The 16,054-nt window shown below is 63.4% G+C and carries 10 protein-coding genes; 1 reads left to right on the top strand and 9 read right to left on the bottom strand.

Annotated features, from left to right (window positions below):
- Complete coding sequence (locus tag ABCW43_RS27230) at nucleotides 1-1,353, top strand: bifunctional folylpolyglutamate synthase/dihydrofolate synthase (RefSeq protein ID WP_345930365.1); 1,353 nt, start codon at nucleotides 1-3, stop codon at nucleotides 1,351-1,353.
- A gap of 81 nt (nucleotides 1,354-1,434) precedes the next feature.
- Here the strand turns inward: ABCW43_RS27230 and trxA are convergent, their stop codons facing one another.
- From trxA to ABCW43_RS27185, 9 genes are all read right to left on the bottom strand, one after another.
- Nucleotides 1,435-1,755 (bottom strand): thioredoxin, encoded by a 321-nt coding sequence (gene trxA / locus ABCW43_RS27225; RefSeq protein ID WP_210013523.1) that lies wholly within the window; start codon nucleotides 1,753-1,755, stop codon nucleotides 1,435-1,437.
- 72 nt (nucleotides 1,756-1,827) lie between these two features.
- Nucleotides 1,828-5,373, bottom strand: coding sequence for a double-strand break repair helicase AddA (gene addA / locus ABCW43_RS27220; RefSeq protein WP_345930362.1), 3,546 nt, complete (start codon nucleotides 5,371-5,373; stop codon nucleotides 1,828-1,830).
- A complete protein-coding gene (gene addB, locus ABCW43_RS27215) occupies nucleotides 5,366-8,569 on the bottom strand; it encodes a double-strand break repair protein AddB (protein ID WP_345930360.1) in 3,204 nt (1,067 codons plus the stop codon). The genes addA and addB overlap by 8 nt, the downstream gene beginning before the upstream one ends.
- Nucleotides 8,566-9,312, bottom strand: a complete 747-nt coding sequence (locus ABCW43_RS27210) for a nucleotidyltransferase family protein (RefSeq protein ID WP_345930358.1) — start codon at nucleotides 9,310-9,312, stop codon at nucleotides 8,566-8,568. The genes addB and ABCW43_RS27210 overlap by 4 nt, the downstream gene beginning before the upstream one ends.
- A gap of 12 nt (nucleotides 9,313-9,324) precedes the next feature.
- Entirely contained in the window at nucleotides 9,325-10,836 is a 1,512-nt protein-coding gene (tsaE, locus tag ABCW43_RS27205) for a tRNA (adenosine(37)-N6)-threonylcarbamoyltransferase complex ATPase subunit type 1 TsaE (RefSeq protein ID WP_345930356.1), read from the bottom strand.
- Entirely contained in the window at nucleotides 10,833-13,307 is a 2,475-nt protein-coding gene (locus ABCW43_RS27200) for a PAS domain-containing sensor histidine kinase (RefSeq protein WP_345930354.1), read from the bottom strand. The genes tsaE and ABCW43_RS27200 overlap by 4 nt, the downstream gene beginning before the upstream one ends.
- Before the next feature lie 378 nt (nucleotides 13,308-13,685).
- Nucleotides 13,686-15,086: an adenosylhomocysteinase gene (ahcY, locus tag ABCW43_RS27195; protein ID WP_345930352.1), complete on the bottom strand. Its 1,401-nt coding sequence runs from the start codon at nucleotides 15,084-15,086 to the stop codon at nucleotides 13,686-13,688.
- Between the two features lie 176 nt (nucleotides 15,087-15,262).
- On the bottom strand, nucleotides 15,263-15,541 hold the full coding sequence (locus ABCW43_RS27190; protein ID WP_345930350.1) for an HPr family phosphocarrier protein: 279 nt from the start codon (nucleotides 15,539-15,541) through the stop codon (nucleotides 15,263-15,265).
- Between the two features lie 13 nt (nucleotides 15,542-15,554).
- The gene (locus ABCW43_RS27185) at nucleotides 15,555-15,956 is read right to left on the bottom strand and encodes a PTS sugar transporter subunit IIA (RefSeq protein WP_345930348.1); all 402 of its coding nucleotides are present in this window, start codon (nucleotides 15,954-15,956) and stop codon (nucleotides 15,555-15,557) included.
- Between the last annotated feature and the right edge of the window lie 98 nt (nucleotides 15,957-16,054).

The following is a 16,054-nucleotide window of genomic DNA, read 5'->3' as shown; positions in this document are numbered from 1 at the left end:
ATGACCACCATGAACGAGCCCGTTGTGAGCGCGGCCGAGCGGGAAATTGAGCGGCTGATGACCCTTCATCCGAAGGGTTTCGATCTGTCGCTCGACCGGATTACCCGCCTGCTCGAAATACTGGGCAATCCGCACAGGAAACTGCCGCCGGTCATCCATGTGGCCGGCACCAATGGCAAGGGTTCCGTGACCGCCTTCTGCCGCGCCCTGCTCGAAGCGGGCGGTTATGCGACGCATGTCCATACCTCGCCGCATCTTGTCCATTGGCACGAACGCTACCGGATCGGCGCCAAGGGCGGCCGCAGCAAGATCGTCGGCGACGCCATGCTGGCGGATGCCCTGCGGCGCATCGCGGCGGCCAATAGCGGCCAGATGATCACGGTCTTCGAAATCCTGACGGCCGCGACCTTTCTCCTGTTTTCCGAACAGCCGGGCGACGCGGTGATCCTCGAAGTCGGCCTCGGCGGCCGGTTCGATGCCACCAATGTCATCACCGATCCGGCCGTTTCGGTGATCATGCCGATCTCGCTCGATCACCAGGCCTATCTCGGCGATCGGGTCGAACTGATTGCCGCCGAAAAGGCAGGGATCATGAAGCGCGGCCGGCCGGTCGTCATCGGCCATCAGGAATTCGAAGCGGCCCGTGACGTGCTGATATCGACCGCCGACCGGCTCGGTTGTCCGACCGCCGTCTACGGCCAGGAATTTTCCGCCCACGAGGAATTCGGCCGGCTGATATACCAGGACGAATTCGGTCTTGCCGATCTGCCGCTGCCACGTCTGCCCGGCCGCCACCAATATGCCAATGCCGCCGCCGCCATCCGCGCCGTCAAGGCTGCCGGTTTTACCGTCACAGAGGCGATGATGGAAAAGGCCATGGCGACGGTCGAATGGCCGGCCCGCCTGCAGAAGCTGACCGAAGGCAAGCTCCTGGAATATGCGCCGGAAGGCTCGGAGATCTGGCTGGATGGCGGGCACAATCCCGGCGCCGGCGAGGTGATCGCCGAGGCTATGGCGGCTTTCGAGGAACGTCAGGCCCGGCCGCTCTACATCATCGCCGGCATGATCAACACCAAGGATCCGATCGGCTACTTCCGCGCCTTCGCGGATATCGCCGAGCACGTCTTCACCGTCCGCATCCGCGGCAGCGAATCGGGCCTCGATCCGGTGGTCTTGGCTCACGCAGCGTTTGATGCCGGGCTGGTGGCCGAACCCGCCGGCTCCACGGCCGAGGCATTGCAGGAAATCACCCGCCGCCAGGTACCGGGCGCGCCGCCGCCGCGCATCCTGATCGGCGGCTCGCTGTATTTCGCCGGCAATGTGCTTGCCGACAACGGCACCCCGCCGACCTGACCGCAAAGGCTGCGGCAGACACAGAAAAAGCCCGGCTGCAGGGATGAGCCGGGCTTTTTTATGCGGGCATGCGACTGGAAGTTAGGCGGCGCTGGAAATCCAGGCCGAAAGTGCGGTCTTCGGAGCGGCGCCAACCTTGATGTCGGCGACTTCGCCACCCTTGAACATGGCAAGCGTCGGGATCGAACGCACGCCGAACTGGGCGGCCAGTTCAGGATTTTCGTCGATGTTCAGCTTGACGACCTTCACCTTGCCGGCGAGCTCGTTCGAAATTTCTTCGAGGCTCGGACCGATCATTTTGCAGGGGCCGCACCATTCAGCCCAGAAATCCACGATCACCGGCTGGGCGGAGTCGAGGACTTCGGCCTGGAAGTTGCTGTTATCGACTTTTACGGTAGCCATAGGGCTCTCCTTCACGATTCTCTGTTGGTGTAAATGTGAGCCTGCCGCTCAGAGTTTTCAATGGCCGCTATCTCACTTTGTTTTGAGTTCTGCAAGCGAACGTGACAGCAACTCGGGGGGCAGCGAGACCACCTGCGCGGATTCGGTATAGACCAGCACGCATTCGAAGTGCTTTGCCGGATAAAGCGGTTTCAGGATCTCGCGATAGATGGCGAGCTGGGCGCGGTGCGAGAGCGGCACGTCCTGCGAAGTTTCGGGCGTGACGCGATTGGTCTTGTAGTCGAGGATGAACACCCGGTCCTCGGTCACCACCAGCCGGTCGATGCGGCCGGAAATGGCGTAGTCACGCCCTTCCAGCACTAGGGTGCCCATGATCGACACTTCCGACTGGCTTCGCTGCGAAAACAGCGGTCCGAGTTCACTGTGCGCAAGCACCGACATGACGTTGGCGACCAGCTTTTCGCGCTCCGCTGCCGGCCAGAAACGGGCGGCGCGGTCCGCATAACGGCGGGCGGCAGAGGCGCGCTCAGGCTCCGGAAAGTCCGTCAGCATCTGCAGCATGCGGTGAACCAGTTTGCCCTTCTGCAGCGCCAGCCCCGCCCCTTGCTTCTGGTCTCCAAACAGCGGCGAGGTGATGATCAGATCGTCCGCATCGTCATCGATCATCGTTCCGGCACCGGAGGGGCTGAGCGGTCGCGGCAGGATTTTTTGCGCCGGCAGAGGGCGGGAGAGGGCCTGCGGCAGCGCTTGCCTGTCAGCCGGTGCCGTCTCCCTCTGCGCGGCTTTCGGCGCCTGGCCGGCGGCCGCCGGAAGCCGCCACCTGAAACCGCCCCATTCGCCATCGGCCCCGTGAAATTCCGCCGGGCTGCAATGATGCTCGTCAGCGGCAAGCGCCTTGGAAATCATCGACTGCCAAGTATCGGGATTGTCGATCTTGCCACGATAACCGCAGACGATCAGCCGATCGGCAGCCCGGGTCATCCCGACATAAAGCAGCCGGCGATATTCTTCCTCGGTCGAGGTCCTGATCCGATCGTCATCGGCCGATGTCATCGCATTGGTCAGCATCTTGCCGGGCACCCAGGCCGGCACATCCTCGCCGCGGATCCGCAAAAGCCGGAATTTCGGCACATGCGAGGAAATGAAAGCCTTCGAGCCGCTGTCGACGAGGAACACCACCGGCGCTTCCAGCCCCTTGGAGGCGTGCACGGTCATGATCCGCACCTCGTTGCGGCCACCATCCTGCTCGCGTTTCACCTCCGGCGATTCGATTTCGAGCGTCGAGATGAAGGCCTGCAGGCCGGGCAATCCGCTGGTCTCGTGGTCGAGCGCGAAGGTCAGGAACTCGTCGAGGATGTCGCCCGCCTCGGTGCCGAGCCGGCCAAGGAATTTTCGCCGTCCGCCCTGCGTCCCGAGAATCCGGGCAAACAGATCGTGCGGGCTAAGCTGGCGGGAAAGGGCAAGCAGCTGCTGGAGCCGGTCGGCCGCATCGCGGAACCGCAGCGGCTGGTCTTCGCTCAAACGGTTGAGCTGCGCCCAGGCGCTCGTATTTTCCGCTCGCAGCGCCCCGACTTCGAAGACGTCCCCCTCGGAAAGATTGAAGAGCGGGCTTTTCAGCAGCGCCGCCAGCGAAAGATCGTCCTGCGGCAGAAGCAGGAAGCGGCCGAGCGCCAGAAGATCCTGCACGGCGATATGGCTCGTCAGCCGCAGCCGGTCGGCACCGGCGACCGGAATGTTGTCGCGGCGTTTCAGCGCCCTGGTGAGCGCATTGACGAAGGCATCGCGTTTCCGGACCAGAACGAGGATGTCACCGGCCTCGATCGGCCGCTCGACGCCCTTTTCGATGATCGTTTCCTTGCCGATCATCTCCTCGATCCGGTTGGCGATCCGGCCGGCGAGGATGGCGGACGGCGCTTTGTCGGGCGTCGAATCGAACGGCGCGGTCCAGTCCTCCTCCTGTTCGGAGACTTCCGGCACCACGACATCCCACAGATCGACGGCGCCGGGATGACCGATCCGGTTGGAGCGGTGCTGCACCGGCTCGCCAAGCGCGCTGAGGCCGCGAAAATTCTCTTCGAGCGAAAACACCTGATCGACGGCGGCCAGCACATCGGCGGTGGAGCGAAAGGAGAGCGGCAGCCGCACCGGATGGAAGGCCTGGCCGCTTGCCCGCACCCGCTTTTCCGTCTCGCTTCTTTCCTCGGCGAAGCGTTCCGGACGGGCACCCTGGAAGGAATAGATCGACTGTTTTTCGTCGCCGACCGCAAAGATCGTGCGCCGGGTCTCGCGGGCGCTGGCACCGGAATAGAAATCCTCGGCCAGCGACTTGATCACGGTCCACTGGATCGGGCTCGTATCCTGCGCCTCGTCGACGAGGATGTGGTCGATGCCCTGGTCCAGCTTGTAATGCACCCAGGCTCCGACGCCGTCGCGGGTCAGAAGATCGGCGGTGCGGGCGATCAGGTCCTCGAAATCGAGCAGGCTGCGCTGCTTCTTCAGGTCCTCGTAGTCGTCGTTGAGCCGTTGCGCCAGCGTCAGCGCGGCCTTGGTGGCGAGGAACATTCTGACCAGCCGCAGCCGGTCGCGGCATTCAACGACATGGGTGCGGGCAGCCGCGATCGCGTCGGCCAGTTCCGGTGCGGTGGTCGTCATCGCCTTGGCAATCAGCGAGCTGTCGGCCTTCGGCTTGCCTTCGCGGGTGAGAAAAATCTGGTCGAGATGCTGGGCGCGCTTCAGGACATGCGGTTCCCTGGCGACCAGCCGGAGACCGTAGGCCACTTCCGTCACCTTCTGCCCGCCCTTCTGGTCGGCGAGCGCCAGATAGAGATCAAGCGTCAGGCCGGAGAGGCCGGGCAGGGGCCAGTAGCCGGCTGCAATGCTGTCTTCCGTATCGGCCGGGCCGAGCCCCAGGGCGCGCTTCAGCTCGACGCCGATGCCGCCGTGGCGTTCCGCATGGGCAATGAACCTGCGGATCGCGGTGCGGTTGGCGATGATATCGCCGAGCAACGTTTCGAGACCGAATTCGTCGCCGAGATCCAGCACATGCGCGAAGGCCTCGGCAAGCACCGGGTCTTCCTCCGCAGACGTCGCCGTCAGCAGCGAACGGCGTGCGTCGGCAAGCAGGGCGGAGGCGGCGCGGTCATCGAGCACGGAAAAATGCCCGGCGACATTGGCTTCGAGCGGAAACTGGTGCAGCAGCGCTTCGCAGAAGGCGTGGATGGTCTGGATCTTCAGCCCACCCGGCGTTTCCAGTGCCTTGGCGAACAGCCGCCGCGCTTCGGCGAGTTTCGGCGAATCCGGCTCAGCACCTTCGATGCCGGCGATCCTCTTGCGCAGTTCGTCATCGGAAAGCACCGTCCATTCCGAAAGCCGCTGGAAGACGCGGTTCGACATTTCCGATGCCGCAGCCTTCGTGTAGGTGAGGCAGAGGATCGACGAGGGCCGGCAGCCGGCGAGCAGCAGCCGGATGACCCGCTGGGTCAGCACATGCGTCTTGCCGGAGCCGGCATTGGCCGAAACCCACGCGGAACTCACCGGATCCGAGGCGAGCGACTGCTGCACCGTCGTCCAGTCGATCCACTTGATCGGATCGTCGCCTTCGGGAGCGAACTCACTCATCGACTTCCGCCTCCTCGTCGTCGGCCGTCGACCATTCGGCCACGCGGGCGAGGTGATCGTATTCGCCGCCGAAATCAGTTTGCGCCATCGGCACGAGCCGGGATGCGAAGCCGGCTTGCCCATTGCGCAGCGTGATGACGAACCGGGTCAGCTGTTCGAGGGCTTCGTCCGCCAGATCGATCGCCGATTTAGGTTGCCGTTTGGCCGTCGCGCTCGAGCCCTCGTTGTTGACCTTGTCTTCCCGGAACCGGTCGCCGGGACGAAGCCGGACATAAAGCAGCTTGTCGGGCGTCAGCGAACCTGCGCCCTTGAACGCCCCGGCCCTGAGAGCCGCCGCCTCGAGGCCAAGCTGCGGATCGAGCAGCGCCCGCGCCTGGGATACCGAAGGGCTGAGGCCGGTCTTGTAATCCACGAGATCGGCAAGGCCCGAACCCTTGATGTCGATCCGGTCGGCAATGCCGGTGACGCGAATGCCGGCCGGCTCGACCTCCCAGCCCGCGCCGACTTCCGTCATCGTCTGGCGGATATCCGGTGCGCGTTCGACCTCCCAGTCCAGGAAGGCGCGGGCGACTTCGACAAAGCGAGGCCGCCAGACACGGTCGATATGGGTCGGCAGCTGTTCGGCGTCGAACAGGTCCTCGGTGATCCGGCGCATCGCCTCTTTTGCCGCAGGCGTCCCGGGCTTGTGGCCCTCGCGGGTATAGCGGTCGATGATCGCATGGTAGAGCGTGCCGCGCTCGGAGGCGCCCGGATCGCGGTTGAACGGGTCGAGCGGATCGAGCTTCAGGATTCGGCGGGCGTAGATCGAATAGGGATCACGTCGCAGGCGGCCCACCTCGCTGAAGGAATATTTTTTCGGCTGCAGATCCGCCGGCGGTTTCGGGGCCGGGCGTTTGGCGACCGGCTGGTTTTCGCCGGCATCGATCATCGACGCCCAATCGCGATACTGATTGCCGCGCGCCTTGAGCTCGTCGGCGAACTGCTTTCCGCCCAGCGCCAGCAGCCTTTGCAGCCAGCGCGAGGCGACTGTCGGCGTCGATCCCTGCCGCATCGAGCGGGACAGGATCAGATGCCGCGTGCCGCAGGCCATCTCGAAATCGTGGGCAAGCTGGCCGATCCGGCGCTCCGGCGGCTCCAGCCCCATATCGGTCTTCATCGTGCGGGACAGGAACGGGTTGTTGACCGTCTGGCCCGGCCAGGAGCCTTCGTTGAGCCCGCCGAGGATCATCGTATCGACACTCTGCAGCCGGGCTTCCAGCGTGCCGAAGATGAAAATGCGCGGATGGCTGAGCGAACGGGGCTTTACCGCCTCGCCGGTCGTCAGCGCCATGACGATATCGATCCATTGCGGACCGTCCGCCTCCATCTGCCCGTCGGTTTCCATGACTTCGGACAGCAATCCCGCCAGTCTTTCGCCGGCTTCTCCGGACCAGAGCGCGGCGAGGTCTCCCCGTTCGTCCACGCAGAGGGCTTCGATGGCGCGACCGGTGCGTTCGGCCCAATCGGATAGTGGAAGCTTCGCGGTGAGGCCGCGCCCATCCGGCCTGCGGCGAACGAGGGCGGACGCGAGCGGCTCGACGGCCTTCGCCAGCCGCCGGGCAAGGTCGCGGGCTTTATCGGCCGCATCTGATGGCAGCGACAGCCGCCAATGCGGCGCGTGCCTGTCTTCGAGCTGCGCGGCAAGCTGGATCTCCAGCAGCGGCTCCAGCGCCGAAATATCCATGTCGCCGAGACCGCCGCGCAGCGCCAGGATTTCGAGTGCTTCGACGGCCGAACGCAGATCTTCGACTGGCAGGCCGAGCCGCATCAGCGGCTGTTTGATCAGCGCGACGATCGCCACCGGATCGCCCGGCCGGAGCGTCGCTTCGAGGAGAAGCTGGGTCAACGTGCCCTGCGGCGTGCCGGACAGCGGCGAACCGGCGGAATCGTCGGCGAGCAGGCCGAAACGGGAAAGCTCGGCAGCTACCCGGCGGGCAAGCGCGCGATCGGGCGTGATCAGTGCTGCCTGAGCCTCGCCGCCGTCTGTTCCCGGTTGTTCCAGCGCCAGACGGAGCGCGATGGCGATCGCGACCGCCTCTTCGCGTTCATTCGAGGCTTCGATCAGCGAGACGTCGGCAAAGGCCTCGGAAAGCTTACGGGGGTCGGCCTTGTCACGCCAGGTACTCCAGCGGTCGGTCGCCTTGGCGGGCACCAGCGCCTGGGACAGCGCTTCGGCGCGGAAGGCAAGGTCGTCCGGAACCTCGCCCAGCACTTCCACGTCCTCCCGCGTCACGCCGAGCTTTTTGAGCAGCCGCAAAAGGCCGAATTGCGAATGGCTGCGGCTGGCGGGTTCAGGCCTACCGTCGAAAGCTTCTTCGCCGATCATTGTCCACTGGTCCGCCGGCATCGAAAGATCGAGGCCCGGCAAGATGACGGTACCGTTCGGCAGGTTGGAGATCGCGGCGATCAGGTCGGCCGCCGCAGGTATCGAGCCAGTCGAACCCGCGACGATCACCGGGCCTTTGTGCTCCCTCAAGGAGATCCGCCGTGCCTCGCCGCGTAGGATCGCCGCCTGGTGTTTTGCCGGCGAAGAACGGCGCAGTTCTTCGAGCCGCAGCGGCCAGAAGGCGCTGGCGATCGACAGGAACTCGGCGGTCAATTGCCACCAGAGCGCATGCTCGCCGGTATCGAGTTTTTTGAGATCGGCCCAATCGCGTTCTTCGGTTTCGACTGCATCGATGAGTTCCGCAAGCGCCCGGGCGAGCCAGATGGCATCGGCGGGGCTCGCGGGAGCCACCAGCGGCGATTCCGAATGCACGTCGAGCACGATCTTCGGAAGCTGGTTGCGCCAGGCAAGGATGAGCCGGCCGAGTTCGAGCAGCCGGGCGGTGCCGCCGATCGGCAGCGCCAAGTCCATCTCCTCGGGTGCCACGAGATCGAAATAACCGCTGTCGTCGTCGGTTTCACCAAGCGGGCGGATGACCGGCAGGATCGCCGAACGGCCACCGAGCAGATCGACGAATTCCGAGCGCAGCACACGTGCGGAGCGCCGCGTCGGCACATAGATGGTGACGTCGGCGAGCGAAAGCGGGTCGGCCGGATCGTAGCGGAAGGTCTCGTTGAGCCGGCCGTCGCAGAGTGCCGCCGCCACGGTCTTGAGGAAGGGCGCTCCGGCGGGGATCGAAAACACCCGCTTCTTGCCGGATAGGGTGGTCATGCCTCCACCGGATAGCGCGCGATCACGGCTTCGGCTTCCGGCAGCGCTTCGGGCGTGCCGACGGTGATCCAGTGGCCGTCGAGCATGGTGCCAAAGAGCCGGCCGCGGGCGATCGCCTTGTCGAAATAGATGTTGATGTTGAAGGCGTCGGACGGCGCGTCGTCGAGAAAGGAAGGGCTCATCGCGAAGGCGCCGGCATAGACCACCGGATTGGACGGATCGTCCCGGTAGCGCCTCAACCGGCCATCCGCATCCATCCCGAAATCGTTGACGCCGTTATGCCCGGTCGTGTTGTCGATATCGACGCAGAGCATCGCCATGTCCATGCGCTCAGGATCGAAGAATTTCGCCAGGTGCTGAAGGTTGGTGGGCTTGCCGGGCGTCTCGCCGATCCAGAAAAGGTCGGCATTCATGACGAAGATCGTGCTGCGGTCGAGAAGTTTTAGCCCCTTCACGATACCGCCGCCATTGTTCATCAGCGCATCCCGCTCGTCCGAGATCAGGATTTCGAGGCCCTTGTAGGCCGCAAGATGCGCCGCCATCTGGTCGGCGAAGTGGTGCACGTTGACGACCGCGCGCTCGACACCGGCTTCTCTCAGCGAATCCAGCACATAGTCGATCATCGGCTTGCCGGCGACCGGCACGAGCGGCTTCGGCATCGTGTTGGTGATCGGCCGCATACGGGTGCCGAGCCCTGCGGCAAGCACCATCGCCTGTTTGATGGGGGCTCGTTGAATGGTCATCGGGAACCGTAATTATGATTCGGGCAGTTCTATTCCAGCCCGACGGCACCAATCGCGCAAGGGGCTGAGCACATCGTGGCTCAGCGCCGTCGCGAGATGGCGAAGCGTCCGCGGCATGTGCTTCAAATAGCCCGGCTTGCCGTCCCGCTGCAAGAGCCGCACCCAGAGGCCGGCGAGTTTGCAGTTGCGCTGCGCCGCCATGATCGCCCAGGCTTTCAGGAACGTCGGCTCGTCGAAGGCCCCGAGCGCGCGGCGGAGCGTCACGTAGTCCAGCATCAACTGGTCGGCGAGGGGTTTGGGAATATCCACCCGCGCGTCCTGGACGATCGAGGCGAGGTCGTAGGCGGTCGGCCCGATCATCGCATCCTGGAAATCGATCAGGCCGACGCGCCGCACGCCGGATTCATGCGGCCGCCAGATGATATTGGGCGAATGGAAATCGCGCAGCAGCAGGTTCTTCTCGACGCCATCAAGCTCGCGGATAAGGTCGTCCCAGATCTCCAGGTATTCCTGCCGTTCCTCGTCCGTCGCCGGCGTGCCGCGTTTCCAGGGCAGGTGCCAGTCGATCAGCAGCCGGGCTTCCATCTTCATCGCCGTCGGATCGAAATCTGGGATGTGATGGATATGCCCGTCGCCGACCGGCAAATCCTGGCGCATCTCGTGGCTGTGCAGGAAAGCGAGGCAGACGATGCTTTCGCGGTAGCGCTCCTCGATGGGATTGCCATCCTCGTCGACGGCACCCTCTTCGCCGAGATTTTCGATCAGCAGGATGCCCTGGTCATAATCCACATGCAGCACTTCCGGTGCCGCCAGGCCCAGCTCGCGCAGATATTCGTCGATCGCCACGAAGGGATAGGGATCCTCGGCGAGATGCGCGACCTTGGGATAGGGCTTTCCGTCGAGGACCGGCGGCCCTTGCGCCGGGCGCGGCCAGTCCATCAGGATCAGCGTTTCGCCGTTTGCGATTGTCACGCTCTCATAGGCGCGCGTCGAGGCGTCGCCGGTGAGGAACCGCCGCCGGGCGCCGCGGTAGCCGTGGCTGTCGAGAAATTCGCGGATCGCCAGAACGCGGCGGATGCGATGCATCTGTGCTTCCGGAGCGGTGATCGTTGCGATTCGGCCGCTGCCGCTCTGCTCGAGCCGGAGCTGGATGCGGGCCTGCGGCAGCAGGTCGTCACCCACTTCCGGCCATTCCACCAGGCAGATGCCGTTGGAAAGCGCCTCGTCGAACCCGAGTTCGTCCAGTTCGGAGGAATCGCCGAGGCGATAGAGATCGAAATGCGAGACCGGGATGCGCAGCTCGTAGCTCTGCACCAGCGTGAAGGTCGGGCTTGGCACTTCGAGCTCGTCATCATCGGCCAGCGCGCGCAAAAATGCCCGTGCGAAAGTCGATTTGCCAGCACCGAGATCGCCGGAAAGGGCGATCCAGTCCCCCTTGTTCAGCGCCAATGCCAGGTCTTCGCCGAGGCGGATCGTTTCCGCCTCGTCGGCAAGTGTCAGGGTAAGAGCTGCCTCACCACTCATTCGGCGGCGACGGACCGCGCCGTCGTGCCGCTCGGAATGCGGCACGTAACCGTGGTTCCCTGGCCGGGCTTGCTGTCGATCGCGACATCGCCGTGATGCAGCGTCACGAAGCTTTCGACGATCGAAAGGCCGAGGCCCGCGCCGGAGCGTTTGCCGCCCCTGGCATTGGCCGAGAAGCGGTCGAACACGGTTTTCAGCACGTCTTCCGGAATGCCCGGGCCCTTGTCGGTCACCGAGAAGAACACGTCGCTATGGGTGCGCCAGCAGTTGAGCGTAATGGCGGATCCGTCCGGCGCAAAATTGGTGGCATTGGTAAGCAGCTTGATGAGGATCTGCTTCAGCCGCTGCTGGTCGGCGACGATCGTGCCGAGACCGGCCGGCGCGGTGATCGCCAGTGCCACGCCGTTTTCGTGCAGTCGGTCGGCGATCTGCATCGCCACGTCGTCGAGCAGATCGTCGATCGACATTTCCGAATAGTTGAGCTGCATGATGCCCGCATCGACAGTCGCCAGATCGAGGATGTCGTTGACGATCGTCAGGAGAACCGAGGAGGATGTCGAGATATGATCGATATATTCCGACTGCCGCTCGTTTAACGGGCCGATGCCCGGCGTCTTCAGGAGATCGGTGAAGCCGATGATATTGGTCAGCGGCGAGCGCAGTTCGTAGGAAACGTGCTGGACGAAATCGTTTTTGAGCTCGTCGGCCTTCTGCAGCGCCTCGTTCTTTTCCTTGAGCGCCCGTTCGGCCCTGGCGCTCGCCGTCATGTCGACGAAGGTCAGCATCGTCTGGGCGTTCGGCAGCGGGGTCACGGCATAATCGAGGATCAGGCCGGAATAGAGTTCGAACGTGCCCTGCAGGGAGGGGCGCTCGTCATCGAAATTGGTCAGCATCTGGCCGAAGCGGCGCCAGCCGTCCGGCTTGTCGTAGGACGGCGCGCAGGCCGTCTCGATGGCCTTGATATGGGTGCCTGGCTTGGATTCCTCGGCGGTGATGCCCCAGAGCGCCCGGAAGGCGGGGTTCGACAGGCGGATACGTCCGTCCGGTCCGAAGACGGCGACGCCTTCGGACAGATGATCGATGGTTTCGCCCTGAACCTGGACCAGCGTGTTGTAGCGGGTTTCGAGATCCACCTGTTCGGTGAGGTTTTCGAACACCCAGGTGGCGCCGCCCTGCGGATGCGCGGTGGCGATGACGCGCAGCGTCTGGCCGTTCGGCAGGTGCCAGAGGTCGGTCTGGGTATCGGGAGACTGGTAGACGGAAAGCGCCGTCTCCTTCCAGCTCCGCCAGCTGAGCTGTTCCGGCAATTTGCCGTCGCTCCTGAGCTTGTCGAGCAGCTCGCTATTGTCCGGCCGTGAATCGAGGAAGGGCAGCGTGAAACCCCAAAGCTGCACGAAGGCCTGATTGTAGAACTGCAGCCGGCGGTCGCCGTCGAAGATGGCGACGGGCGTTGCCAGATGGTCGAGCGTTTCCGCGTGGCTCTTCAGGGTCCGCTTCAGTTCCTCGCGCACCGCTTCCGCCTCGGAAACATCGATCGCAAGGCCCGTGGAACCGCCGGGCACAACGACATCGACGACGTCGAACATGGTGCGGTTCCCGTGCACCACCGTCGAAATCCGGTCATGGAAGGGGGAGGTGGAAGTTGCGGTCGCCCGGATTTTTTCCCGCGCGATCGAGCCTAAAAATTCGCGGCTCTCTTCGATGGCCTGCGCCGGGGTCGAAGCCTCCACGGCATCGCCATAGGCGTGGTTCACCCAGGTGAGCTTACCCTGCGCATCGCGGCGCCAGACCGGCTGCTCCATGGCATCGAGCAGCGAGTGGAACAGCATGATCGAATTCGTCAGCCGCTCGCGCTCGATCTTCAGCTCGGCGAGTTCGGCGCGCAGATTGTTGAGTGCAATGAAACGGACGAAGGCCTTGCCGCCCGAAACCCGGCCCTGCACTTCAAGGATTTCGTCGCGGTTGGTTTCCACCACCATATCGAAGGAGCAGGCTTCGCCCCGCAGCAATTCGATCGATTTTTCGAGTTCGCCGGCGGAACTGCCGCGCATCCAGCGGCCGAAGGCGAGAAATTCGCGATCCTGCTGCGGCGCGCCGGTTTCTGCCGGCAGCTGGCCGAGGAATTCCGGCTTCGAGGAACCGCTTTCCCACACGACGATTCGCCGGTTCTTGTCGGCGATCAGGGCTTCGAACTTGGAAATCCGCTGCTGCGCATCAGAAAGCGCACTGCGCATCTCCTGTGTTTCGGCTTCCATGTTGCCGCGTTGGCGCACCAGCCAGATGGCGGAAAACAGGGCTGCGCCGAGCGCGCCCATCACCAGCGACGAAACGATGACTTCCGTGGAGGAAAACAGGCGGACGGCTGCATTGCCGGACTGCTGCGCAAGCGCCACGGTCGCCAGCCCGGAAAGGGCGGTGCCCGAAAGGAAAGCACTGCCGAACAGCGCCAGACGGCGAAGCTTGGCAACCATCACGTTCCCTTCCGCAGACCCGAAAACCGGGCGCAAAGCCGAAGCTTCCGCTCCGCCGCAAAGGGGATCGGCCCGTTCTGACGAGCTCATTTTTTTTACCGACATATCCGGTCTGTCTCCGTCCAATTGCCGCTCATCGACAAGACATACCACATCATGCCTTGCCCGTAGCCGGACGGCTCCCAGTCAGATGCTGGGAGCGCGACGATGTCCGAAACCCGCTGGCGGCTTTCGGCATCACGCTCCAGGGAAGGCGCGAATCAAGTTCTAAAACAATACTTGCTTAGGGAATCGCCGGGAAGGGCGGCGCCCAAAAAAGAAGCCGCAGCCTTTGTCAAGGCTGCGGCTACCATATCTTGTGGATTAACCGGCTATTGATTAATAGCGGTAGTGTTCGGCCTTGAACGGACCCGTCTGCGAGACGCCGATATAGGCGGCCTGCTCGTCGGAGAGTTCCGTCAGCTTCACGCCGAGCTTGGCGAGATGCAGGCGGGCGACCTTTTCATCGAGGTGCTTCGGCAGGATGTAGACCTCGTTCTTGTACTCGCCCTGCTTGGTGAAGAGCTCGATCTGGGCCAGCGTCTGGTTCGTGAACGAAGCTGACATCACGAAGGACGGGTGGCCGGTGGCGTTGCCGAGGTTGAGCAGGCGGCCTTCCGACAGAAGGATGATGCGGTTGCCCTTCGGGAACTCGATCATGTCGACCTGCGGCTTGACGTTGGTCCACTTGAGGTTCTTGAGCGCGGCGACCTGGATCTCGTTGTCGAAGTGGCCGATATTGCCGACGATCGCCATGTCCTTCATCGCGCGCATGTGGTCGATGCGGATGACGTCCTTGTTGCCGGTCGTGGTGATGAAGATGTCGGCGGAGGAAACGACGTCTTCGAGGACGACGACTTCGAAACCGTCCATGGCGGCCTGCAGGGCGCAGATCGGATCGACTTCGGTGACCTTGACGCGGGCGCCGGCACCGGCGAGCGAAGCGGCGGAACCCTTGCCCACGTCGCCGTAACCGCAGACGACGGCAACCTTGCCGGCCATCATCACGTCGGTGCCGCGGCGGATGCCGTCGACCAGCGATTCCTTGCAGCCGTATTTGTTGTCGAACTTCGACTTGGTGACCGAGTCGTTGACGTTGATTGCCGGGAAGGGCAGCAGGCCCTTCTTGGACAGTTCATAGAGGCGGTGAACGCCGGTCGTGGTTTCTTCGGTAACACCCTTGATCGCGTCGCGCTGCCTGGTGAACCAGCCGGGCGAAGCCTTGAGGCGCTTCTTGATCTGCGCGATGAGGATTTCTTCTTCTTCCGACGTCGGGTTCGAAAGAACGTCTTCGCCGGCTTCGGCGCGGGCGCCGAGCAGGATGTACATGGTGGCGTCGCCGCCGTCATCGAGGATCATGTTGGAGAGGCCGCCATCGGCCCACTGGAAGATCTTGTCGGTATAGCCCCAGTACTCGGTCAGCGATTCGCCCTTGACGGCGAAGACCGGGATGCCGGCGGCGGCGATCGCCGCGGCAGCATGGTCCTGGGTCGAGAAGATGTTGCAGGACGCCCAGCGGACTTCCGCGCCGAGTTCCCGAAGGGTCTCGATCAAAACGGCCGTCTGGATAGTCATGTGGAGCGAACCCGAGATACGGGCGCCCTTCAGCGGCTTCGTCGTGCCGAATTCTTCGCGGCACGACATCAGGCCCGGCATTTCGGTTTCTGCGATGTCGAGCTCCTTGCGGCCGTAGGCGGCAAGATTGATATCCGCGACGACATAATCCTTCTCAGTGCTCATAAAGCTCTCCATGTTCAGTGGTGCCCTCTCCAGCGGGGGTACCGCCGGAGGTGGCAAGACCCGCTTTGGGCAAGCGGAAACTGGCCAGCGGTTTAGCAGGCTTCCTGCAAGCTGGCAACGGGATATAAAGAAGTCTTTATATGTTTATGTCAGCGGAAGGCTAAGTCGCGGACGCGTCAGGCTTCTTCGCCGAACTTGTTGGCGACGAGCTCTTCCAGCGCGTTCAACGCTTCCTCGGCCTGAAGGCCTTCGGCTGAGACTTCGATCGTGCAGCCGGTGCTGGCGGCAAGCATCATCAGGCCCATGATCGAAGTGCCGCCGACGGTTGTTCCGTCCTTGGAAACGGTGATCCGCGCGTCGAAGCTTTCCACCATCTGCACGAACTTGGCCGAGGCGCGCGCATGCAGTCCACGCTTGTTGATGATCAGGAATTCACGGGGAGAGGGCAATGACATCCGGTCTGGGTTCTCATTTGCCGCTGAGGACGCGGCTTGCGACATTGATGTATTTGCGACCGGCTTCGGAGGCTTCGGCGAGCGCCTTTTCCATGTTGTTGTCGCTGCGCACGCCGGCAAGCTTGATCAGCATCGGTAGATTCATGCCGGCAATGACTTCGATCCGGCCGCTTTCCATGACGGAAATGGAAAGATTGGAGGGCGTGCCGCCGAACATGTCGGTCAGAATGATGACGCCATGGCCTTCATCGGCATTGGTGACGGCATTGACGATATCCTGCCGCCGCTGATCCATGTCGTCCTCGGGACCGATCGATACGGTTTCGATGAATTTCTGAGGCCCGACGACATGCTCCACCGCATGACGAAATTCCTCAGCCAGCTTGCCATGGGTGACAAGCACTAGTCCGATCATGAAAACTGCCCCCTGCTATGGAAACTCGGCGCCAATATCGCATTGCAATAAGGCGGTCCAGCGGTGGGATGCCATCTTCTCCAAGTAGACTCGAAGTT

This window comes from Neorhizobium tunisiense, assembly GCF_039631515.1.
Classification (GTDB): Bacteria; Pseudomonadota; Alphaproteobacteria; order Rhizobiales; family Rhizobiaceae; genus Neorhizobium.
Note: the sequence above shows the minus strand (reverse complement) of the source record. Positions and strands in the feature narration are given on the sequence as shown.

Bases quoted from the DNA above. Each gene is read 5' to 3' on its own strand.
- ABCW43_RS27200 (WP_345930354.1), bottom strand. From the start codon at position 13,307: ATGGTTGCCAAGCTTCGCCGTCTGGCGCTGTTCGGCAGTGCTTTCCTT.
- addA (WP_345930362.1), bottom strand. From the start codon at position 5,373: ATGAGTGAGTTCGCTCCCGAAGGCGACGATCCGATCAAGTGGATCGAC.
- ABCW43_RS27190 (WP_345930350.1), bottom strand. From the start codon at position 15,541: ATGTCATTGCCCTCTCCCCGTGAATTCCTGATCATCAACAAGCGTGGA.
- ABCW43_RS27230 (WP_345930365.1), top strand. From the start codon at position 1: ATGACCACCATGAACGAGCCCGTTGTGAGCGCGGCCGAGCGGGAAATT.
- ABCW43_RS27210 (WP_345930358.1), bottom strand. From the start codon at position 9,312: ATGACCATTCAACGAGCCCCCATCAAACAGGCGATGGTGCTTGCCGCA.
- ABCW43_RS27185 (WP_345930348.1), bottom strand. From the start codon at position 15,956: ATGATCGGACTAGTGCTTGTCACCCATGGCAAGCTGGCTGAGGAATTT.
- tsaE (WP_345930356.1), bottom strand. From the start codon at position 10,836: ATGAGTGGTGAGGCAGCTCTTACCCTGACACTTGCCGACGAGGCGGAA.
- trxA (WP_210013523.1), bottom strand. From the start codon at position 1,755: ATGGCTACCGTAAAAGTCGATAACAGCAACTTCCAGGCCGAAGTCCTC.
- addB (WP_345930360.1), bottom strand. From the start codon at position 8,569: ATGACCACCCTATCCGGCAAGAAGCGGGTGTTTTCGATCCCCGCCGGA.
- ahcY (WP_345930352.1), bottom strand. From the start codon at position 15,086: ATGAGCACTGAGAAGGATTATGTCGTCGCGGATATCAATCTTGCCGCC.